The 22,634-nt window shown below is 39.7% G+C and carries 23 protein-coding genes and 1 pseudogene; 4 read left to right on the forward strand and 20 right to left on the reverse strand.

The genetic code is table 11. The features are described 5' to 3' along the window. Window positions 1–62 precede the first annotated feature (62 nt). The 17 genes and pseudogenes from MFLO_RS16835 to MFLO_RS08605 form a co-directional block, all read right to left on the reverse strand. Complete coding sequence (locus tag MFLO_RS16835) at window positions 63–788, reverse strand: lipid II flippase MurJ (RefSeq protein ID WP_036097509.1); 726 nt, start codon at window positions 786–788, stop codon at window positions 63–65. Continuing rightward, a complete protein-coding gene (locus MFLO_RS16840) occupies window positions 785–1,561 on the reverse strand; it encodes a lipid II flippase MurJ (RefSeq protein WP_036097510.1) in 777 nt (258 codons plus the stop codon). Before MFLO_RS16840 ends, MFLO_RS16835 begins: the two co-directional genes overlap by 4 nt. A 56-nt stretch (window positions 1,562–1,617) precedes the next feature. Next, window positions 1,618–2,565, reverse strand: a complete 948-nt coding sequence (locus MFLO_RS08540; RefSeq protein ID WP_036097511.1) for an NAD(P)-binding domain-containing protein — start codon at window positions 2,563–2,565, stop codon at window positions 1,618–1,620. Beyond that, entirely contained in the window at window positions 2,562–3,965 is a 1,404-nt protein-coding gene (locus MFLO_RS08545; RefSeq protein WP_051993572.1) for a polysaccharide biosynthesis protein, read from the reverse strand. Before MFLO_RS08545 ends, MFLO_RS08540 begins: the two co-directional genes overlap by 4 nt. A 15-nt stretch (window positions 3,966–3,980) precedes the next feature. Beyond that, on the reverse strand, window positions 3,981–4,958 hold the full coding sequence (locus tag MFLO_RS08550) for an SDR family NAD(P)-dependent oxidoreductase (RefSeq protein WP_036097572.1): 978 nt from the start codon (window positions 4,956–4,958) through the stop codon (window positions 3,981–3,983). A 20-nt stretch (window positions 4,959–4,978) separates the two neighbouring features. After that, window positions 4,979–5,683, reverse strand: coding sequence for a PglD-related sugar-binding protein (locus tag MFLO_RS08555; RefSeq protein WP_051993573.1), 705 nt, complete (start codon window positions 5,681–5,683; stop codon window positions 4,979–4,981). Beyond that, window positions 5,649–6,245 (reverse strand): sugar transferase, encoded by a 597-nt coding sequence (locus MFLO_RS08560; RefSeq protein WP_036097513.1) that lies wholly within the window; start codon window positions 6,243–6,245, stop codon window positions 5,649–5,651. The genes MFLO_RS08555 and MFLO_RS08560 overlap by 35 nt, the downstream gene beginning before the upstream one ends. 48 nt (window positions 6,246–6,293) lie before the next feature. Continuing rightward, the gene (locus MFLO_RS08565) at window positions 6,294–7,613 is read right to left on the reverse strand and encodes a UDP-glucose dehydrogenase family protein (RefSeq protein WP_036097514.1); all 1,320 of its coding nucleotides are present in this window, start codon (window positions 7,611–7,613) and stop codon (window positions 6,294–6,296) included. A gap of 1 nt (window position 7,614) precedes the next feature. Then, on the reverse strand, window positions 7,615–8,001 hold the full coding sequence (locus MFLO_RS08570; protein ID WP_077913197.1) for a glycosyltransferase: 387 nt from the start codon (window positions 7,999–8,001) through the stop codon (window positions 7,615–7,617). Then, a complete protein-coding gene (locus MFLO_RS08575; RefSeq protein ID WP_036097516.1) occupies window positions 7,889–8,857 on the reverse strand; it encodes a glycosyltransferase family 4 protein in 969 nt (322 codons plus the stop codon). The genes MFLO_RS08570 and MFLO_RS08575 overlap by 113 nt, the downstream gene beginning before the upstream one ends. A 23-nt stretch (window positions 8,858–8,880) precedes the next feature. Further along, window positions 8,881–9,168, reverse strand: a pseudogene (locus MFLO_RS16410) (DUF4352 domain-containing protein); the annotation flags it as partial. A gap of 231 nt (window positions 9,169–9,399) precedes the next feature. Next, window positions 9,400–9,963 carry a Crp/Fnr family transcriptional regulator gene (locus MFLO_RS08585; RefSeq protein ID WP_149023008.1) on the reverse strand — a complete coding sequence of 188 codons (564 nt, stop codon included), beginning with the start codon at window positions 9,961–9,963 and terminating at the stop codon, window positions 9,400–9,402. 466 nt (window positions 9,964–10,429) lie between these two features. Beyond that, on the reverse strand, window positions 10,430–14,407 hold the full coding sequence (locus MFLO_RS08590; protein WP_036097518.1) for an Ig-like domain-containing protein: 3,978 nt from the start codon (window positions 14,405–14,407) through the stop codon (window positions 10,430–10,432). Window positions 14,408–14,511: 104 nt separating this feature from the next. Beyond that, window positions 14,512–15,198, reverse strand: coding sequence for a hypothetical protein (locus tag MFLO_RS08595; RefSeq protein WP_036097519.1), 687 nt, complete (start codon window positions 15,196–15,198; stop codon window positions 14,512–14,514). A gap of 434 nt (window positions 15,199–15,632) precedes the next feature. Next, on the reverse strand, window positions 15,633–16,706 hold the full coding sequence (locus MFLO_RS08600; protein WP_241433596.1) for an AcpB/EbpR/MafR family transcriptional regulator: 1,074 nt from the start codon (window positions 16,704–16,706) through the stop codon (window positions 15,633–15,635). Further along, the gene (locus MFLO_RS16415) at window positions 16,675–17,094 is read right to left on the reverse strand and encodes a helix-turn-helix domain-containing protein (RefSeq protein ID WP_241433597.1); all 420 of its coding nucleotides are present in this window, start codon (window positions 17,092–17,094) and stop codon (window positions 16,675–16,677) included. The genes MFLO_RS08600 and MFLO_RS16415 overlap by 32 nt, the downstream gene beginning before the upstream one ends. 399 nt (window positions 17,095–17,493) lie before the next feature. After that, window positions 17,494–18,735 (reverse strand): Ig-like domain-containing protein, encoded by a 1,242-nt coding sequence (locus MFLO_RS08605; RefSeq protein WP_036097520.1) that lies wholly within the window; start codon window positions 18,733–18,735, stop codon window positions 17,494–17,496. Between the two features lie 218 nt (window positions 18,736–18,953). Between MFLO_RS08605 and MFLO_RS08610 the strand changes: the two genes are divergently transcribed. Beyond that, complete coding sequence (locus MFLO_RS08610; protein ID WP_036097521.1) at window positions 18,954–20,150, forward strand: multidrug efflux MFS transporter; 1,197 nt, start codon at window positions 18,954–18,956, stop codon at window positions 20,148–20,150. Between the two features lie 77 nt (window positions 20,151–20,227). Here the strand turns inward: MFLO_RS08610 and MFLO_RS17220 are convergent, their stop codons facing one another. Both MFLO_RS17220 and MFLO_RS17225 read right to left on the reverse strand, forming a co-directional pair. After that, window positions 20,228–20,395 carry a phage holin family protein gene (locus tag MFLO_RS17220; RefSeq protein ID WP_077913198.1) on the reverse strand — a complete coding sequence of 56 codons (168 nt, stop codon included), beginning with the start codon at window positions 20,393–20,395 and terminating at the stop codon, window positions 20,228–20,230. Further along, window positions 20,361–20,600: a phage holin family protein gene (locus tag MFLO_RS17225; protein ID WP_420912527.1), complete on the reverse strand. Its 240-nt coding sequence runs from the start codon at window positions 20,598–20,600 to the stop codon at window positions 20,361–20,363. Before MFLO_RS17225 ends, MFLO_RS17220 begins: the two co-directional genes overlap by 35 nt. A gap of 270 nt (window positions 20,601–20,870) precedes the next feature. On the opposite strand from MFLO_RS17225, the gene MFLO_RS08620 reads away from it, so the two are divergent. From MFLO_RS08620 to MFLO_RS08630, 3 genes are read left to right on the forward strand one after another with little or no spacing between them, the layout of a single operon-like run. Next, the gene (locus MFLO_RS08620; RefSeq protein ID WP_036097523.1) at window positions 20,871–21,209 is read left to right on the forward strand and encodes a helix-turn-helix transcriptional regulator; all 339 of its coding nucleotides are present in this window, start codon (window positions 20,871–20,873) and stop codon (window positions 21,207–21,209) included. A gap of 6 nt (window positions 21,210–21,215) precedes the next feature. Continuing rightward, on the forward strand, window positions 21,216–21,668 hold the full coding sequence (locus MFLO_RS08625) for an ImmA/IrrE family metallo-endopeptidase (protein ID WP_036097524.1): 453 nt from the start codon (window positions 21,216–21,218) through the stop codon (window positions 21,666–21,668). Between the two features lie 18 nt (window positions 21,669–21,686). After that, on the forward strand, window positions 21,687–22,130 hold the full coding sequence (locus tag MFLO_RS08630) for an aminoacyl-tRNA deacylase (RefSeq protein ID WP_036097526.1): 444 nt from the start codon (window positions 21,687–21,689) through the stop codon (window positions 22,128–22,130). A gap of 82 nt (window positions 22,131–22,212) precedes the next feature. On the opposite strand, the gene MFLO_RS08635 is transcribed toward MFLO_RS08630, so the two are convergent. Beyond that, window positions 22,213–22,473, reverse strand: coding sequence for a TfoX/Sxy family DNA transformation protein (locus tag MFLO_RS08635; protein ID WP_036097527.1), 261 nt, complete (start codon window positions 22,471–22,473; stop codon window positions 22,213–22,215). Between the last annotated feature and the right edge of the window lie 161 nt (window positions 22,474–22,634).

Consider the following 22,634-nt stretch of genomic DNA (forward strand, 5'->3'; position numbering starts at 1 on the left):
TTAGCATTTGCCGTTTATTCAAAAGTTTATTGTTTTTGCGTTTGGCAAGAAACAAAACTGGTTTATCTTATTAATGTTTTTAATTGTTTCAGATACTGCTTCTGGGTGATTAGTGTCAGTAGTCCATAAACGACTACGCCGACAACGAAGCCAATGCCTGTTTCGATCAATACTCCGAAGTGGAGAAATTGAAGCGTGAAGTAAACTGCAACCCCCATCACACAGGCGTTGATAGTTGAAACAAATTGTTGGCCGATCATTTTGCCAAGCATCTTCTTCAGGCCGATTTTCCTGCTAAGTGCATAAAGCCCGAGAATAAGAGACGGCACAGAAACGACGAGCGGTGACACAATCAATGTAATAATGCCGAGCTTCCAAATTCCGAAGATCAAAAAGGCAATCTGGAGACCAATACAAATCACGCTGTTAATAACTGGGGTTTTCGTGTCGCCAATGCTGTAAAATGATTTAAACACTAGCTCGCGTCCAACGTTGATCGGAAGTGCAATCGCTAGGAAGATAACAAAATACCAAACGAGCATTGTCGAATCTTCGGTGAAATTACCACGCTGGAATAAGATGCGGATAATATTCGGCCCGAGAACAATGATGCCAACCGCGAGCGGAATAACAATTAAGTTAGCCATTGTCATAAACATAGCGAGTTTTCGCTTACCCTCTTCCAGTGAAGCTGCAAAGCCGCGGCTGAGGTTGGGATAAAGCATAGATAGTAAATTTAAGATAATCAAGGTTTGGAAAACACTTGAAATCTGGTTGGCGTAAGTCATGGTGGAGATATAACCTTCGCCGAAATAGCCCCTGCAAAATTGGGGATGAGAATCGAGAATTGGTAAATGGTGGAACTAAGCACCGCCGGAATCGTAAGTCGAATCAAGCGGCGGTATTCTTTATCTTTAAAGTTAATTGTTAAATGGAATCGATATTTACGGTTTCGATTCGCCATAATTAAACCGATCGTTTCAAGTACGAATGAAAAAGAAATAGAAATAGCAACTTCATAAATCGATATATCCGGTTTAAATAGAAGATAGAGATAGCTCGCAAGTACAGAAAGTGCTCCAACCAGTTTGACAGAAATGAATTTGCTGTCCATCTGCAGATACGATGTTTGAACCCACGTAATCATTCTAAAAAATTGACCAAATCCCATGATGACAAGCATTAAATATGTCATATAGTAAAATGGGTTGCTGTCTTTTAGCTGAAAGACTTGGACAAGTACGAAACCGACAGCAAATGTAAGAAGCATCAGCAGAAAACCTGAACCAAGAATCGTTGAAACATAGGTATTCAGTGTTCGTTTATCGTGGAAGTCATTTTTCATCTTAGCCAAAAACGGTATCATAATCGACGGAATTGCACTGCCGACAATGTTAATTACACATACCATGATTAAATTTGCTAAGTTGAAAGCATCCATCTCACCTGAAATACCAAACTGGGCCGCAAGCAAGGATGTGCGCAATACTGACAAGAGCTGTGTGACGATAGTTAAAATTAATACGAATGAAAATATATTTGCAAGTCGTTTACTGTTCAAAATAATCGCTTAAGCTCTTCTTTGCGAGCTCTTCTCCTTTATAAAATAGTTGCTTTTTAGCGCATTAGACCGCCAGTACCGTTTGAATATCCAATGATATGATACGGTTCTGTAATTTTATCGAGAACAAGATCACCTTTTTTCCCGATAATACCGCCGGCTACTGCAGTTTTTCCGTCAAGTTCACGAATTCCGCGAATTGTTGCAGCATAAAAATCACGTGTCTCAATATCCGCGATTTCTGTGCCTATCCGCGCTTGAATATCCACTCGTTGCATGACATGTCCGTTTTGAACAGCTTTTTCAATGAATTCTTCTGCATAGTTGTCAATGCCAACATCAAGAATTAGTGCATCTCGCTCCAAGAAAGACAGCCAATCAGAATGAACCTTTTTCTTCGCAGATATAGCAGAAACCATAACATCAACCTTTAATTTTTCATCTGTTTGGAGCACCTTGATATTGTGCGGCGAATGTGCCGGAAGAATCAAATTCATCGCTTCTGCAAGCTGAGCTGCTTTAGCTTCACTTCGTCCAATTAAGTAGACCTTTGCGCCCAATTCGGCCAATTTCAAAGCCAGCTTAGCTGCTAGATTTCCAGTCCCATAAATCAATACAGAAAGTCCAGATATTTTACCGGTATAATGAATATTAAGTGTATTTAATGTTGCATTTACAGTCACATCATTCGCTTTAAACAAATGAACTGTGCTCTTCGTACAAATGGATTTTGCTAGAGAATAAAAAGGGACTAACTGTTTTCTTTCCGCATCAACCAGCAAATTAGGAATATATCCGTCAATACGGTTAAAAACATGCTCGGCAAATGCTTGACTAGCCAATTGAATATTCAGCAGGTTGCCAAACGGCGTTAATCTGTCTGGCAGTATTTGATCGCGGTTAGTCGCATTTGCCGTGCTTGTAAACATTGCATATTGATACTTCATAAAATCTATTTGTTCTAAAGCTGTGTAAGCATCAGTAATCGGAACCAGCTCCTTCACACTGTTTCATAGGTGTTTGCCTGTTCAATCAATTCTTCGCGAAGTTCAACAGGTGACTTAGCCTTATAAGTGAACATTAATTCATGAATTTTATCTAGTTCGTTTGTGCTTGTAGTATAGTAGCCTTCATAAAGTTTATCACCGACTTTTTTCGCTTTCTCACAGTTGTTAAACAATTCTTCTTCCATTTTCTCGCCGGGACGAACTCCAATATAATCAATACTGACATCTTCTTTATTTTTTCCTGCAAGTTCAATCAGTTCATCTACCATATCGGAAATCCGTAGCTGTTCACCCATGTCTAGTACGAAAATGGCATGCGGTTCTTTTAACAGACTTGCTTCAATAACTAGTTTGCTTGCTTCTGGGATTGTCATAAAATAACGTTTCATTTCAGGATTTGTGATTGTAAGCGGCACATAGGTGTGCAGTTGCTTCCATAGTTTAGGAAAAACACTTCCGCGGCTTCCAAGTACATTACCAAAACGTACAACATTACAGCACATTCCATTGTCGCCATCACTAGCAAGAGTCAGTTTTTCAGCAAGGCGCTTTGTCGCCCCCATATTGTTGGATGGATTTACTGCTTTATCTGTTGAAATCATTACAAATTGTTCCGCTCCTGATGCTTTTGCAGCCTCAAGAACATTATTTGTGCCGATCACATTATTATTGATAGCTTCATAGATGTTGTTTTCCATAAGCGGTACATGTTTATGAGCGGCCGCATGATAAATGATATCTGGTTTTTGTTCATTAAAGATTACATGCATCATTTCTTTATCACGAATATCCGCCAAAACTGTAACAATTTCAGTTGATTGACTAAGTTCTTCTTGAGCTTCACGCAAGTCAGAATCTATTTTATAGATGCTACCCTCCCCGTGACCTAGAAGAACGAGCCGTTTAGGATTACAACGAAAAACTTGTCTTGAAATTTCAGATCCGATTGAGCCACCGGCACCAGTAATTAAAATGGTTTTATTTTCAAATTGTTCCTTGACTGCTTTATAGTCTAAAGCAAATTCTGGTCTATCCATAAGAAGCTTGCTGTAATCCAAAGTTGGAATCGCCACTTGTTGACTTTGTGCTGTTGAAAAAACAGAAGGTAGTACATAGTAAGTGATATCGAATTTTTTAAATTCGCTTACAATCCCATGACGCTTTTTGACATCTAAAGTTGGAATCGCTAAAATCACATGTTCGACCCCCAATTCAAAAATGTATTTACCTGCGTCGCTAATATTGCCGACAACGGGTACACCCAATACATCTTTTTTACTGCTATCATCATCTAGAACGGCAACGGCCGTGTAACTTGAATTCTTGACACTTTGCATTTGTTCGATTACGAATTCGCCGCCAGCACCGGCGCCGATTATCAATGTTTTTCTTTTCACAGTCCCTCTCCTCACTTAGATTTGTTTACTAAAAGATTGTTTGTCAAGCTCAAACTCTTTTAGGTTTTCCAGACCAGCACGAAGACTCATTTTTGGTTTCCAGTCCAAGAGCTTACCTGCTCTTGAAATAGCTAAAACTGAGCGCTTAATATCTCCTTTTCTTGGTCCAGTAATGCGAATTGGAACATCTTCCTGAAAAACTTCTAAAATCATTTCATAAATATCCAGAATAGCTTCTTCTTTTCCAGATCCGATGTTTACAAGCTCGTTAATCGGGTGTTCGGTTCCGAGACGATTTGCTTCCACGACATCAGAAACATTGACATAATCTCTTGTACAACCTTTCGGCATATCAGGGAAGGCCATCAAAACAGATTCTTTTTTCGCAAAAATATTATTTAAGAAAATGGGGATAACACCACTTTCTCCATCTGGAACCTGACGCGGTCCGTAGACATTTGCATAGCGAAGAATCATGAAGTTAAAGTCTAGTTCTTTCGCATAAAGTTTAATATATTGTTCCCCAGCAAATTTTGTAATTGCATATGGAGAAATAAGTTGTGGTTTATCATCCTCACTTGACTGCTCACCTTCTTCAAGCATGCTTGAAAGTGCTCCACCAGAAGAAATAAACACGAACGTTTCAATCGGATATTTTTTAATACATGCGATAATTTTCAACAGACCTTCTAGATTTTCATGCAAATCATAAAGCGGATTTTCAACCGAATAAGGAACTGACTTTTGAGCAGCATGATGATTGATGATGTTCGGCTTATAAGCTTCAAACACTTCTTCAAGTGCTGCTTCATCACAAATATCGGCTTCCTTTAAGTGGAAATTCTCATGGTTTAACAAGTGCTCAATGTTTTCTTTTTTACCAGATACAAAGTTGTCATAACAAATTGTCTTGTAACCTTCTTTTAAATACATCTCGCATAAATGTGATCCGATAAATCCGGCACCACCTGTTACTAATACTGTTTTGGTCATTGCTCTCGTTCCTTTTTTCATTATTTTTTATGAATCACTTTATGAACGGCGCTCTTATCATCAGCCTTATGTTTAAATCTCGCAGGTGTGCCTATTGCAATACTGTTGTCTGGAACATCGTGTACAACCGTCGCATTAGCACCAACAATCGTATTTTCTCCAACTGTACGTTCCTGCATAATTACAGAACCAGCCCCAACAAACACACGACTCTTCACATGAGCCTTTCCGGACATCGTTGTATTAGCTGCTACTAAAACAAATTCATCAATAACTGTTTCATATTCCATCGTAGCACTGGCAAGAACAAATGAGTGGTTGCCTATTTTCACTTTATGCATCAAAGTTGCATTAGCTGAAATATACACATCCACACCAAGAGTTGCAGATGGGTCAACATAAGCAAATGGGTGAACAATTGTTGCATATTTTTCATCGGGAAGATCAAGTAGCTCTTTCACTTCTTTTTTGTTGTCTGGATCTCCAATCGCAATCATAAAATAGAAGTTTTCTTTGTCTGTAAATTCTTTATATGCATCAATAGGCGCTGTATAGTATTCTTCTTTATGAATTTCTTGAAATTTATCGTCCAAGTAACCCCAGAACTCGTAGCCCAAGTCAAACTGGGCGATGACGTTCTGAATCATTTGACCTTGCGTTCCTGCCCCGACTACAACAAGATACTTTGCACTATCCACGGAATTTTTCAGCTGAGACATAACCATCTTGACTTATTCCTTCCCTTTTAAAAATGACAACAACGGTAAGAATTACGATCTTTAGATCAAATAACAAACTGTAGTTAGTAACGTATTCCACATCCATTGCAAATTTCTTTTTCCAATCAATATTATTTCTGCCATTTACTTGCGCCCATCCTGTTATTCCCGGTCGCATCAAAAGGCGCTGTCTTTCATAATCAGAATAAAGCTCATTATATTCAAGCAGCAACGGTCTCGGTCCAACAATACTCATAGTACCGTTTAGAACATTGATCAGCTGTGGTAGCTCATCAATACTTAGCTTCCTCAAAATTTTACCGACCGTTGTAATACGCTCTTCATCACTTAAAAGCTCGCCATTTTCATCGTAAAGCATCTTCATTGATTTATATTTATACAACTTGAATGGGTGCCCATATAAGCCCGCTCGTTCTGTGATGTAAAATGGGTTTCCTCTGTAATAAATTGCCAACAAGATCGTTAAAATCGTCAAAGGAATGATCAAAACTATTAAACCGAGCGCTGCGATAAACTTGTCAAGTATGTGTTTCACTCTTAAACTCAATTTCCTACCCCCTTCTCCCTTTAATAACGAACACAATCCATAATCTTATTAGTTTCCGACGACTTCCTTCGCATCAATTTCACCAACGCCGACACTGTAATAATCCAAGCCGTGTTCTTTCATTTCGTGCATGTCGAAACATTGTCGTCCATCAATTACGATAGGTGTCTTCATAAGTTCAAGCATTTCTTTTGGACTAACTTCTTTCACTTCGTCCCATTCAGTGACGATCAGTACTGCTTCCGCATCTTGAAGGGCTTGTTTTACTGTTTTCGCAAAGTAAACTTCTTCGCCGAATACTTTTTTCGCATTCTCATAAGCAATCGGGTCATAGGCCGTTACATACGCGCCACTGTCAAGCAGTTCCCGAATAATTGTGATAGCTGGCGCATCTCGAATGTCGTCAGTATTTGGTTTAAAAGCCACCCCAAGTACAGCGATCTTTTTACCTTCAAGACTTGCATAGCGCATTTTGAGCTCCTTAACGAGTTTCAAGCGTTGGTTTTTATTTGTTTCAATTACTTCACGAAGTAATTTGAAATCAACCCCTGCATCCATCGCAATTTCGTTCAGTGCTGAAGTATCCTTAGGGAAGCAAGAGCCACCGTAGCCAATCCCTGCATTCAAGAATGGACTTCCAATCCGGTGATCCATCCCCATTCCTTTACTTACTTGACGGATATCGCCGCCTGTTGATTCGCAGATATTTGCAATTTCATTAATAAAGCTGATCTTCGTTGCGAGAAAAGCATTAGATGCGTATTTGATCAATTCTGCACTCTCCAAGTTTGTTGCAAGAATTGGAATATCGAATCCTTCATTAACCGCCTTAAGCGTTTCAAGTGCTCCAATATCATCAGATCCAAGGACGATTCGATCCCCGTGGAAAATATCGTGAACAGCAGAACCTTCACGCAAAAATTCTGGGTTTGAAACAACAGACACTGGATAAGGTGCAATCTCAGCCATTTGATTTTGAAGCTTGCGGTTGGTCCCGACTGGAACAGTGCTTTTAACTACTAAAATTGTCGGACGAGTCATTTCAGTTGCAATCATCTCAGCTGCACTTTCAATATACTTCATTTCAGCACGACCATCTGGACCTTCAGGTGTTCCTACTGCAAGATAAACAATATCCGAATCTTTCATCGCTTCTTTAAAAGAAGATGTGAAAGAAAGTCGACCAGCTGATACATTCTTATGAATTAAATCCTCAATGCCTGGTTCATAGATTGGAGAAACTCCAGCATTCAACTTTTCAATTTTTGACTCATCTAAATCTACGCAAATCACTGAATGACCAATGTCGGATAGTCCGACTCCTGTCACAAGACCTACATAGCCTGTTCCAATAACAACGATATTCAAATTAATGACTCCTTTCATTGACTTGAATCAAAATTTTCATAGCCTTTTCTGCGAGAATATCTGCTTGAAAATTTTCTTCAGCAACTGCTCTGATTTTTGATTTAAGTCCGCTTAATTCTTCTTTTTTATTTGTAAGTGAGGCAAGGACATTAGCAAGTTCTTCAGGTTTAGTTGCGTCTACGTAAAACCCGATTTCGTTGTCTACTACAATATCTTTTGTCCAGCCGGCCGAATTGACAATAATCGGTTTTCCTAAAGCTAAAGCGTCAAAGAACTTATTTGGAGAATTTGTCGCTAAAATAGGCTTGGGCAAGAAACTTGTAATCGTGATATTTGCTAAACTTAAATAAGTTGGAACTTGTTTCTTCTGAACGCCGCCAATGAAGATAACATTTTTTTAAATTATGCTCTTTCGCATATGCTTCGAGCCCTGGCTTAGTTTTTCCATCCCCAACAATTAAAATCGCAATATCGTCGTTTCCTTGTTTCTGGAGAATATCTGCTCCACGAAGTAGATACTCTAGTCCATTTGCTTCTCCCATAGCCCCGATATGTGTCATGATGAATTTATTTTGCAACTCATATTTTTGTATGATTTCTTCTCGTAATGACTCATCAATATTTTTATCTTGAAAAAGCTCGGTGTCAGCTAGATTAGAAATGACACTGACTTTCTCTTTTGATATACCAGTATCTAGAACCCCTTTTTCCATTCCTGGTGATAAACTGATGATATAACTGGCCTTTTTATAAATTCGTTTTTCCAGTTTTTTCAGTGCATAAATCATCGGTTTGGAGCGAATGTACCCCATTTCGATTGGCGCTTCTGGCCACAAATCCCTGACTTCAAATACAAAAGGGACTTTTAATTTCTTGCTGAGTCTCATGGCTGGAATCCCAATTGTAAGTGGAGTCGATGTGGCAAAAATAATATCTACATCTTCCACTTGTTTGCCAACCTTCTCGGCTTGCCTCATAAAGTTAAGAAATTCTTTGATGCGAGCTGATTTGCCCATATAGTTGCTGTACTCACTTGCTACAGCTCTGACGTCTATACCATCGATGTTATAATATTTAATGCCTTGTTCTTCTTTATAAGCTGTTTCCGACTTCATGAAAGAGTCTGTTGTTACCATGACTACTTCATGACCTTGTTCAACAAAATGTTTAGCAAAAACATAGCTTCTAACTGCAGTTGAAGAAGTAAGGGTCGCAAAGTATTGATGTAAATATAATATTTTCACGCTAGTTAAGTCCTCTCATTCCATTACTTAGATTCTGCTTTTGCAGGAACTTCAATGCCTGTCCATTTGATGTTTTCTTTTGAATTGATTGGTTGATAGAAAAGTTCAGCTTCTTCTAAATCACTTGGTACGACATAGTAGCCTTTACCAGTTTCTTCTTTACCGGCTTTTAGTACATAGTTCATATTTTTCAAGCTACCTTTAGCATAGAAATAGTTTTCATCGCCATCGCTTAGAAAGAAGTCGTTCGCTACAACACCAAGATCTTTTTTCGAGATATTTTTAACTTTAAACGTAATAACTACTTCTTTTTTGCCTTTTTTCTTTTACTCTTTTCAACTTCTACTTTTTGTGGAGTTACTTGAATTGACTCAGCTTTCTTTGTTGCAATTTTCTTAGGTTCGTCTTTTTTTTTCTTCTGCTTTCGAGTTGTTATTGCTGCATCCTACCATCGCGATACTTAATACTAGTAAGAGTGCAAAAGTCATAATTTTCTTCATAAAATCCTCCATGATATATAATTTGGTTTTTTGAAATAAGTTTTATACTTTTAAGGCTTTTGAGTTCATATCATTTTGAAGCTCTTCATAATCAAGAATAGTGACTTTTCGTGAGGTAATCTTAATCAGTTGTTCTTTTTCGAGCAATTTATATGTTTCGGAAACAGTTGTCACTTTAGTTCTGCAAAATGATGCAATAAAGCTTTGTGTAATAAAACTTGGCATCTCAAAAGTGTTTCCGTCTTGATCTAGTGATAACAGCTGGATGATAATACATAGTGCCATTCTGACCTTCTGCTCCGGTTTCTGGTTCAACATATTGGTAATGACCATCAAATTCTCATTTAAACTACTGATTAAATCAGTCATCTTGTGAAAAAACTTCGGTTGTACATAAAAATGGTCTAACATGAACTCTCGATCGATTTGATATAGGGTAACATCAGTTAATGCTCTCTTTTTAACAAAAGCAATATCTGTCGCTTCGTACCCAAAGCCCTGCATGTTGGTTAGCAAATAAATAATTTGTGTGACCTTGCTTGATGAGTTCAAAAGTTCTACTAGAACGACGCCCTCTTTAACGATATAATAAGACTCAGGCGACACAGGAATAATTTCATTTTTTTTTGATTTTTTTGGTTACAACATACTCGTCAAATAAACTTTTATTGCTTGAAAGATATCCTAGAATTTGTTGCATTAACAGTTTGTCTTTATCTATATCTATGATACTCAACTACCTTCTTCCCTCCTTACTCAAATTATTCTCTACCTCATACTTTTATTTTATACTCATTATCACTTGGCGAAATATCCCATAGGATACTTCTTCTTTTCATTACTTTGTTTATTTTTGACGATTTTGACATAATTTGTCGTTATTTTTTTTTACGTTTGGAAACTAAAAACGCAAAAGATATTCTTAAGTAAAACCCCTATCCCATGCGCCTTAGCGAGAATAATTCTCAATACAAAAAAACTCTCCTTATATAATTAAGAAGAGTTTTTTTGTCATCCTTAGATAAACGCCTTTGGACAATTTTTGTCCGATAATACCCCCATTGTTCCCTTTCTATTCTTGGACAGTTACTCGTGCGCGTTCAACATAGTGTCTATCAACACCCACAATTTCAACTTTATCTGTCGGTAATATATCTGCCGCATACACCGAGAAGGTTCCGCCCGTGATACTTGCTTGGCGTTTCACTACACCATTTACAAAGAGACGTACAAATGAAATATTTTCACCTTTTGTCCCTGTAATTGTGTTGTCTCCAATAGTGAAATCATTTGCAGTAAGCGAGTAATCAAGCGTGCCTTGTACATTCACTTGTACACGTGCCCGCTCTGCAAAACTTGAATCAACACCAACAACCTCTACCGTATCCCCCTCTTGGACAAGTTCCCAAGCAGCCCCAAAGGAGTATTGGCCATTAGATGGTGTAGCTTGTTTTTTCACTTCGCCGTTAACAAAGAGACGTACATAGGCAATATCTGTTCCACTAGTACCCGTTAGATTATCTCCATCCAGAGTATACGGATCCGCCGTCAAACTATAATCTTTCGGAGCGCTGAGTTCAACTTGTACTCGTGCTCGTTCAACAAATTGCGAATCTATTCCAACAACTTCTACCATATCTGTTGGAAGAATATTATACTGTGCCAAATTGTTAAAGGTATATGAACCATCTTGACCTAGTTCAGCTTCCTTAACAATCGTACCGTTGACTAAGAGACGTACACGATTAATGTCATCTCCATAGGTTCCGCCGAAACTTTCTTCACCTAGAACATACGGATTCGCAGTAAGACTATAATCCCACGAACCTTCAAGCGGAACACTAATACGATTTTGCTCTCTAAACTGCGAATCTACTCCAACAAGTTCAACTGTATCTGTTGGTTGCAGCCCATACTGATTCATAGACGGGAAGGTAAAGTTTCCTTGACCGTCTTTTTGAGCTTGTGCTTTTACTTCACCGTTAATGAAAAGACGCACTTGGAAAATATCGGAACCATGTATACCAGTAAGCTGATTGTCACCAAGTTCATATCGATCAGCAGATAAGCTGTAATCGAAAGATCCTTGAAGCGGAATCGTTACACGATTACGTTCGATATATCGAGAATCAACACCGACTACTTCCACAACATCAGTTGGTTTTAAGTTATATTGAAGCATGTTTCTGAAAACAAAGTTTCCTTGACCATCTTGCTCTGCTTGAGCCACAACCGTTCCATTAATGAAAAGACGTACACGAAAAACATCATCCCCGTGTGTGCCTGTTAGCGTAGCATCTCCCAAATGATATTCATCAGGGTTAAGCGCATAATCAAAGTTGGCTTGTACGTTAACAGGAATCCGATTGCGTTCGATATAACTACTGTCTACTCCAACTACTTCAATCGTATCATCAGCAGAAGTAATAAACTGCGCTGCATTTGGGAAAGTGTAATTCCCATTTTGATCCGTTGTCGCCTGAGTAACAACTGTTCCATTTACAAAGAGACGTACTCGGGAAATATCTGCTCCAAACGTCCCTGTCAGCGCACCTGTTGTTCCAACAATATATGGATCTTCATTAACCGTTAAGGAATAGTCTTTTTGCGGTGCTTCTGTGACAATTTCAGTCGCCGCTTCAGATGTTTTTCCATTTAGCGTTGCTGTTGCAGTAATAACTGTTCCCGCTGGTTGAGCCGGAGCTTGAATGCTCCAATTTCCATTTGCGTCTGCAGTACCACTTAGGATCAATGTGCCGCCGCCTGCTTGAGGAATACGAAGCTCAATTGTAGCATTTGGAACCGATGTCCCTGTAATCACTGTATCTTCATTATTCACTGGATTAATATTGGGCGTTGGAACCGGTACTCCCGTTACCTCTTGGAAGCCGCGCGGACTTGTATTTCCAGCTCCATCAGTAGCTGTCGCGCTAAGCATCGTTCCAGATGATTGTTTAGGAATCGTAAATTGATAAGAACCATCCGAACCCGCTTGAACTTCTCCAATTTGAATATTATCCGCGTAAAGCTTCACTGTTGAAAACGGTTCAGCCGTTCCTCTTACGATGGTATCTTCATCTGTAACAGGGAAAATAACCGGTGCATCCGGAGCAGTGGCATCTACAACTGTAGTAGAAGATTGTGCTGTTTTACCATCTTTTTCAGCCACTACCGTAATTTCAGTTCCAGCTGCTTGTTGAGGAATCGTTACCGAATAGTTACCATTGGCATCCGCCACACCTTCTCTACTCCAAGTTCCACCACCTGGTTGAGGAATCTGAACCGTTACTTTTGCGTTTGGTTCAGTTTTTCCTTTTACAATCGTATCTTGATCTGTTACTTGATCAATTGTTGGCGCTGGAATTTCAGAAGAAACTACAGTCGTGCTTGTTCCAGGACTTGTATTCCCTGCCGCGTCAGTTGCATAGGCTACAAGTACCGTTCCAGCTGCTTGAGCCGGGATTGAAACACGGTAGTTCCCACTTGCATCTGTAACCCCTTGACCAATTTCTACTCCACCAACTCTAATAACGACTGTCGAATTCGGTTCAGCTGTACCGTTAACCTCAGTTTGCTGATCTGTAATTGGTTCATTAATAGTTGGTGCAGATGGCGCTGTCCGGTCACTTACAGTTGTAGAAGTCGTTTCGCTAGTTTTACCATTTAAAGTCGCCTTTGCCGTAATTACCGTTCCTGCATCTTGTCTAGGAATAAGAATGGTAAAGTTGCCACTTCCATCAGCCACACCTGTATAATTAGTTCCATTGATTGTCAAAGTTACCAGTGCACCAGGATCTGCTGTACCTGTAACACTTGTATCATGATCTGTTACTTCATCCAATTGCGGAATTGTGATTGGTGTAGCCGTAACAGTAATTTTTGCTTCTGGACTCGCACCCGTTACATTTCTTGCAAGCACAGACAACTCCGTTCCTGCATCTTGTCTCGGAATCGAAATACTGTAATCCCCATTTTCTCCTGCTATCCCCATACCAATCACAGAGCCATTGACACGAATTTCAACAGTAGATCCCGGTTCCGCTGTACCCGTCACTACTGTATCGATGTCCGTAACAGGGTTAATAGTTGGAGCCGCTGGAAGGTCTGGTCCTACAACCGTCGTACTCACACGTTCACTGCGTAACGTTTGACCATCAGGAGTCTGGATAGTATATCCAGCCGAGACATTACTTCCAGCTGGTTGAGCCGGAATGCTAATCGAATAACTTCCATTTGAGTTAGCTGTCCCAGTTCCAATTGCTTGATTTGATCCATTGTAGATCGTAACCGTGGATCCTGGTTCTGCTGTACCCGTCACATTCGTATCCGTATATTTCACTTCGTTGATCGTTGGATTAGACAAGATCGGACTTCCTCCGCTATCCAACTCAAAAACATGCGCTGATTTCAGCCGAACGGACCAATTGGTTGGGTGATTTGAACCATTTGGAATGAGCCAAAGGTAACCATGGTTGTTAATCCCTTCAATTAAGTTATTTACTTTAACATCATATTTCATCACATAGTTACGATTATTGCTTGCATCCAAGCCTATTTGGTCCCCACCGAATTTAGGTGGAGTATATTGATTAAGTTGAAATCCAGATGGCGTACCAATTAGCCCTGTCATATTATCAAAGTATACCCCACCGCTTGGACCTAAAGATGCCCACTGTACTAAATACGTAGGCGAGGAGTTAGCATCAATCACATAGTACACACGGTAAGATTTACCAACTTGAATATCTGTTGTTGTTCGTGGAAAACCAATATTAATCCGAGCGATCCGTGACGTAGTGGCACGATAATCAAGCGTTCCTGTTGCACTATTATACGTAGCAACCGCATTCGCCTGCGATCCTTGGAACTTTTGCGCCATCTCAGGCGTGATATTACCCATTGGAAGAGCGTCTGTCTCAGCTGCTTTCGATTCTAAATCAGGTATAACAGATTTCCCCGCGAAAGTCCCTCCAATCGTACTCGCAAAAATGGCAGTAGCTGCAGTTACCTTTAAAATTTTACCGAGTAATCGTTTATTTCTCCCTTTCAAGAGTCTCAACTCCTCAAATAAAGTTTATTTTTTAATTCATTTCTATTTATTTACTGGAAAAAAGGGAACTATATTCCCTTTTTCCGCATCATCCGCCCAGCAAATCAGTGTTTGCTTGAGACAATTCCTTCATCTCTATCCAGTTCCGTTACATAAGCTGCTTTCAGGCGCACCGTCCAATCTGGATGCGTTCCATTTGAGACCGCCATCAAGTAACCATGATTATTAATTCCTTCAATTAAATTGTTCACTTTCACATCAAACATCATCTCATAATCTCGATTATTGCTCTCATTAAATCCGATCAGCGAACCTCCCCACATCGCCGGTGTATATTCATTCAAAACAAGCGAACCCTTTGATTGGACGTATCCTGTGAAATTATCAAAGTAACCAGAATCTGGATTTGTTTGTGTCCCCATCCATTGAATTAAATAATTCGCAGATGAATTCGCATCAATGACATATTTCACACGATAAGTTTTTCCAACTTCAAGTTCTGTCGTTGTTCTTGGAAGTCCGATGTTAAATCTGGCAATACTATAACGCGATCCAGGTTTTGCAGTATAATCTAGCGTTTGAGTTGAATCATTATAGATAGCTGTCGTGCTGTACTGAGAAGGCAAGAACATTGCCGCCATATCAGCCGTCATTTCTCCTTGAGGTAAAGCTGCTTCCGCTTCCATTCCGGAACTAGAAATCAAAGTGCCCGTCGTCACGCCTAACAAAGTTACGGAAACCGCGATTGATTTCATAACTTTGCTTGATAACTTTTCTCCGTGTACCCTCATAGTTTCAAACCCCTTTATTTTTTTAAAGACCTTGGCCAAGTATCTTCACAAGCAATTCTACACTTAAACTTGAAAACTGAAATAGCCTGTTATATATAAAAATCACGAAATTGTGACAAAAAATCGTACATTTCTTTATAAACTAGTTAAGAATATAACAAATATTGATTTTTTATTAAAACTGGAAATTGTTTTACCAAATCCTTCCTTTTCTATCGTACCAATTAAACAAAATCTCATCTAAAAATCATTATAATCAAGTTTTTTTAATCTCTCATAATAATTTTAACACTAGACCAATTTCCACTCCCTCAAATTATAAAAGAAAGTTTCCTTTCTAATACAAAAAGATATTTTACTAATATGTGATATATTTCATATCCTTTGGGCTAGTTTCAAACAAACAAAAAAGCCCTGCTTCTCGCAGGGCTTGTTCATCCTTTTTTCTCTTGAATGGCTCTGATCTTATGACGAATATTCCGCCAATCACGGTCACTTGGATAGTAATTAATTTCGACAATCGGGACATCAATTTCGGCAGAGACAATGAAGTCAGCTAAGACAAAATCAATTTGTTCGCGTCGCAAATACTCCTCGGTCAAGGCCGTCTCTTTCATTTCGACAAGCTCAACTTGCTCTCTAAAGCGAATATTGACCATCTTTTTCAAAAAACGAGTATTACTGACACTAAGCTGTGAGGCCACTAAAATCCGGATCGGCGTAAGTTCACGCTTGCTTTCATCAATTAAATCCTCCCACATCGTACCAAGCAAGAAAATCACCGTCTCAGCACTTACCGCCTCAAACGTATTTTTCTGCGTTGCCTTAACAATCGACTGACAAAAATGTGGGAACTCACTTTGAAGCATATTGGTTACATAACCACGTTTTGAAACAACAAAACTATCGAATTCCGTAAACTGCTTCAAGTAAATCAAATAGGCCAACAACTGTAACAAAACCGCATCAGCATTTTCTGGCTCATGCCCGTATCCCGAAACAATATCCGCCAAAAGCGCTTCCGCTTGCCGCTTCACTTCCGGTGCATATTTCCCGAAAAAAGCAAGCGTTTTTAATATCGTATTATCATCATCATACTGCAAACCTTCGAGCTGTAGCAGTTTAATCCCATAAATATCACCGCGTTCAAAACTCACACCCGTCTCCTGCTCAAACGTTTCAAACGTGTAGCCGAGCTTGTCTTCATTTTCAAAATGCTGAAAATAAATTCCCTCAAGCTCCACCCGAAATCCCTGACGCATCCGCTCCAAACTAACTTCAAACCAGTAAAAACGCGACTGCCTATGCGGGTAAACAAACTTGTACCCAGCGAGTCGTTCATGTTCTACGATTAGTTTATCAATCGATTCCCGATCATCCGCCTGAAACGGCCATGCTTCAGCGCCATATGTCGTATAAAACAGCTGCGCAAAAAAATAGCGAATCTGCGGTTCAGATCCAGCAACCGAAACCGGATTAACGTTTAGCGTCACACCATATTGATTCACTTTGCTTCGCACCCGGTGAATCAGACGATAAAAGCGATGACGGGCTGATAAAAAGCACATCCGCCCATTCCTCAACCGTCTTATTGCGCTCATAAAACGAGCCAAGCAAGAGTTTAATAGATGTACTCATTTGCATAAAATGCTGATAAAGCTGATCGATGTGTGCTGTTTCAGGTGTATCTAGCTGAACACCAAGCTTACGTGAAGTTTGCAGTGTCCAATCTGCCATTAATTCTTCCTGCAGCGCTGCAATATCATTATTCAGCGTACGTTTTGAACATTCTAGTTTAACAGCAAGATCTTCAAGCTTATACCAGCGATTGTCAGCGATCAAAATCTCCAGCAGCTCCATTCGTCTGCGAATACTTTTCTCAAGTAAAGTACGCATAAGCGCTCCTCCAGTTAGTAAAAAATTATTCTTTTTCTCATTATATCATGTTTAATATGAAAGAAAAGTGCTTATCAAGTAGGAGGGTAGCTCTGCTTATCCTGCTCATTTCATTTACTTTAACTTCTATTTTCAAAAAATTTAATATCATGATACAATAAATGAACATTATATAAAAGGAGTAGTTTTCTTGGCAGGGAAATTTATAAAGACAACCTTATGGATTATTCTTTTAGCGGCGATACTTATTCTTGTTGCTACAGGAATCTCTTACTTTGTACTAAACCGATAAACGTTTAGCCTTACGTACTAGCTACAAATTAAGAAAAGCAGAAACTCGGCACAAAAACCAATGAAGAATCTGGTTTCCGCCGAGTTTCTGCTTATTTTTTCAGTTTATTAACTGCGTTTTCTTAAGTATAAAGTTGCAAGCAATGTCGCCAAAGCGCCAACTGCTACAAATCCATCCGTGCTACTGTCACCAGTTTTTGGAAGTGAAGCTTTTTCCGTTGAGCTTGAAACTGCCGCATTTTTGATCGGAGCAGTTTTTGCAGGCTCAGCCGGTTTTACCGTAACCGTTCCATTACCATTATACGTATATTCAGCCACGTCACTGGAAAGGAAGTCATAATCGTCCGCTTCAAGAAGCGACACTAGATAGACAGTTTCTCCCTTCGCAAGAGCACGATCTAGTTTGATATGGAAGTTTCCGTTTGCATCAGCATCAGCTTCACCGATAAACTCATCATTTTCGTCAAATACAACAACATAAGCGTATGGTTCTGTCGTTCCGTAAATATCTGTTGCCGTAGACTTTGCTTTATCAATTACAGGTGCGTCAAAGTCACCTTCGAACACTAACTCATCGGGATCAATTACTTCATAATTCACTGTCATTCGCGATTCATTTCCTGCCGCATCTCGTGCAACAATAACTGTAGAGAATTTTCCAGCTTTTGAGGTATCTAATGTTTCTTTCCCATTAGCAAAAGAAAGTGTATAATCTCCAGAGTTATCCTCTACAAAAACAAAATCATCCGGAGTCCACTCTTCATCTAACCAAATTTCCGGCTGTTCATCCTGAAGCGTAATCACAGGTGCTTTTGTATCTTTTACTACATATTTTACTGTAATTTCCTCCGTGGTCGCACCATCTGTTGCTTCAATTACAACTGTTTTACTACCGATTGTACGAACATCTGGATTCGTTTTAAAACTAAGTGCAATTGTATTATCTTTCGGCGTCACAAAAAACCCTACAGGTGCCGAAGCATTCACTTCAACTGTCACATTTGCTTTCGCTGTTGCAAATGGTACTGCTGCTTTTACAGTAGGTGCTTCTGCTTTCGGTGTTACAGCCGCATCTTTTGTTTCGGTATTTTCTTTTACTTGCGCATCTTTTGCTACAACTTGATCTGCACTTGGCGCAACCGTCTCTGTTTGTTCAGCTGCTGACGTTGTTTTTGCACTTTCTGTTTCTGTCTGTGCTGCTTGCGTTGTAATTTCACTTTCGCTTGCCTTTGCTACAATCGCATCCGCTTTGTCTGTTTCTGGAGCGCTTGTTGCAAATACTGAGGTTGGTAATGCTAACCCGATGGATAAAGCTAATAACCCGCACCCGATTTTTGTAGTTTTTTTCATAGTATTCTCCCTTTTTTGTGAAATTTTTTAGAATAAAGTTATAGTCAGACTATGATGAACCTTTATTCCTGATTTCAGTATAACATGCCCTCATGTCTAAGCCTACAAAAAAAAGTAACTTTTGCAAAAACTATGCTATGTTTAGCATAAATTACCACTAGTTTACTTTCGCACAAAATCGGAGTACGATAGAAACGTAAAAATGAGGAGCGATTTTTTTGGATCAAAAATTAAATTGGAAAAGAAATTTGTATATATCGTGGCTCGGCTGTTTTCTAACAGGCGTCAGCTTCAACCTGGTAATGCCATTTATGTCGCTTTACATTGCTGATTTGGGCATAACCGATCATACCGAGCTGAACATCTGGTCAGGTATCGCTGTGAGCGCAACAGCCTTAACCTCCGCACTTGTCTCACCTTTTTGGGGACGCCTTGCTGATAAAAAAGGGCGTCGTTTAATGTTGCTTCGGGCTTCGCTCGGCATGACCATCACAATGGGCTGTCTCGGTCTCGTCCAAAACGTCTATCAGCTCGTTATATTGCGAATGCTAAACGGGCTTTTGTCTGGATACATTCCAAACGCCACTGCACTCGTCGCATCCCAAGTTCCGCAAAACAAAAGCGGCTGGGCACTCGGATTCCTTTCGACCGGAACCATTACCGGCACACTGATCGGTCCATTAATCGGCGGAATACTGGCAGACAGTTTTGGATACCGCCCAGTTTTTTTCATCACCGGATTCGTCCTTCTGCTAACTTTCTTGCTCACTTTATTTTTCCTAAAAGAAGATTTTAAACCCATTATTCGGGAAAAAGCGTTCACAACGAGACAACTTTTCGCCAGATTACCCGCTAAAAATTTGATTCTCGGTCTTTTTCTAACGACTTTTATTATCCAAATTGCCAATACATCAATCAGTCCGATTTTGCCGCTTTACATTCGCGAACTCCTCGGTAGCGATACTAATATTTCTCTCATCAGCGGCATCATTATCTCAGCACCTGGAATCTCCGCCTTGATAGCATCGCCGTACCTTGGACGCCTCGGAGATAAAATCGGAAACCATAAAGTATTAATTGGCGGTCTTATCGCAGCAGCCATCTTGATGCTTCCAATGGCGTGGGTCAGAAGTCCATTTGAGCTCGGATTGCTACGCTTCTTGCTTGGATTCACTACTGGCGCATTGATGCCCTCCATCAACACGCTGATCAACAAAAATTCACCTCGCGATTCGCTAAGCAGCATCTTTTCATACAATCAAAGTTCGCAAAGCCTTGGCAACGTGGCCGGTCCGCTGATCGGATCAAGCGCATCAGCCGCATTCGGCTATCCGATTGTGTTTTACATGACAAGCGCATTCTTGCTTTTCAACCTACTATTTACACGATCTATTTTCAAGAAACATATCCACTAACTGATTTTCAAGCTGCACAAGTTCAAACAAGCAACATCAAAAAGAGGAGCGCCGGTTGGCGCTTCTCTTTGGTTTCTTCACTTTTCCCCGTTATTTTCTGTATCTCGTTTACTCTCTCCTGCATTTGTTTTAAATACTTCAACTAGTGTCCTTAAACTTTTAGGTATCTTAACCCCCATTTGCATCAGTATTTCAATGATAATAAGCAATTCATTCGCCAAATAAAAAAAAAGCGACTGAATCACGGATCACACTTACTTCTCCCATTACTAGATCAGCTTGGCGACTGATAATAATTACTAATAAAATAGCCAGCCGTTTAAAAAGCAGCCGAAATACGAGCGGAACAGTAAGGCACTTTTGCTCCGCTAACCGGAAGAGCTGAAGCAGATAGTTTACAAGCAAAAAAACAAAAACAAGGCTTGAAGTATCATGCTGTTTTCTCCAAATAAGTAGTTGAACAGTATTTGGAACAGACTATCCATCATTAGCCTCCTCTCCAAAAACATTCTTTCTCGTGACTTTTCGGACTTCTCTATCTCTCTAGCAAAACTTGTTTTAGTTTATTTACATCCAATCCCCCCATTAGTTGTCTTATTCTTCCATTTTAGCACCATTTTGGTTACAGGTAAACTAATCGGTGCTAAACATATCCTTTTGTTTCCAAAAAGGTTACAATATGTTATAATGCCAGTAATTAAACAAAGGAGAAGATGAATCATGGAACTCAATAAATTTGTTGGAAATAAAATCAGACAGTTTCGTGAAAACAAGCGAATCAGCCAAGAAATACTTGCTGCTGAACTAAATACAACGAGACAAACTGTCAGTCGTTATGAAAACGGCGAGCGCAAAGTCAGCCAAGATGTTCTTTATGAACTTGCGGGCATCTTCAACCAGCCAATTGACGCTTTCTTTCCGCCGCGTGATCACAGCGAAGAAAAAAATGAGCATGTAATGACCATTGCCGCCCATTTAGACGATGATGTAACCGACGAAGAAATGCGCGATATCTTAGCTTATATTGACATGAAAAAACGGCTCCACCGCGGGGAGTGAATCGCGATGTATGAAAAACTCGTACATGACTATGAAAATCAAATTTTGATTAAAGAAGAAAAAATGCCAGAAAAGCTACCGGCACTCTATCTAAATGGGACGATTTTTATTGACAGCCGAAAAACACAAATCGAAAAGAGCTGTCTTTTAATTGAAGAACTCATGCACTGGAAATACACTTACGGGAATATTATTGACCAGCGCAAACTTACAAATCGCAAACAAGAAACATTTGCAAGACGGCGAGGCTACGAGGAACTCATCCCCTTAGAATCCATCATTAAGAGCTTCTACCAAGGACAGCGAGAGTACCACGAGGTTGCCGAGCACCTTGAAGTAACCGAAGAATTCTTACGAAAAACCGTCGACACTTATCGGGAAAAATACGGCTTGATGTATAGTTACGGCCGCTACTATATTAACTTTGGGAATACAATTGATGTATATAAGAAATACTGATTGAAGGAGCCTAGCAACATGAACATTGCTGATCTTGAAGATTATTTACTTTCCGAACAAGCCGATTTCGAACTTATTTGGCATGATAAACCGATCCTGTCTTTGGCAGATGCAGCCGGGCTGTTTGACTTGGCAAAGGCTGCAAAGACCATCATCCTCGAAGGCGATACAGGTCTCTTCGCTGTCATCCTGAGCTCTGCTTACGGCAAACTAAATCTTGAAGAATTACGGCAGCGGTTATCCTTTTCTCGACTCAAACTCGCATCCTCCAAGAAAATCGAACAAAAAACCGGCTTTCTCCCACCAAACATCCCGCTTGTCGGCCATAAACTACCAACGATGATAGATAAAAAACTTCTCGAAAGCGACTATCTTTTCGGTGGAAGCGGGCATCCGTTATGTACGTTAAAAATCGACCCGCAAGATTTACTTTACTTAAACGAGATCTCCTTACAAATTTGATTCCCTCTGGAAAGCGATCATTAAAGTATTTCAAAAAAAAAAACAAAAGCGGCGTGAAGCTAATTCTTCATGCCGCTTTTATTCAATCAATATTTAGATTTCTGAAAAACTGTCTTAACTCTGCTTTTCGGCGCTCCGTCAACTCACGTTTAGGAATATCTTGGATAGCAGCTTCAATCCCATACAAAAAATGAATACAGGCTCCATCATCGACTAGGTGTCTTACACTAAGGAAAGCCTGCTCCGTTCCAACTTGCCGCAATTCTTCAGCGGACATAATTCCCGCCTCATTCAGCTTTTTTTCATTCACTAGTCCAATATTTTTCATTTCTGAAATCTGCATCTATCTCCCCCCCCAGTTGTTTCCTTCTAATTCAAGTATAACATTGCCGGATCTAATCTTGTATAAATAAAAGGTTTCACTTAAAAACAATTTTTCATTTCTATCATAATCTGCAATCTCATTTGAGCCTCTTTTTAAAAAACAAAAAAGACCGCGGATGA

Origin of the sequence: Listeria floridensis FSL S10-1187, from assembly GCF_000525875.1 — a bacterium.
Taxonomy (GTDB): Bacteria; Bacillota; Bacilli; order Lactobacillales; family Listeriaceae; genus Listeria; species Listeria floridensis.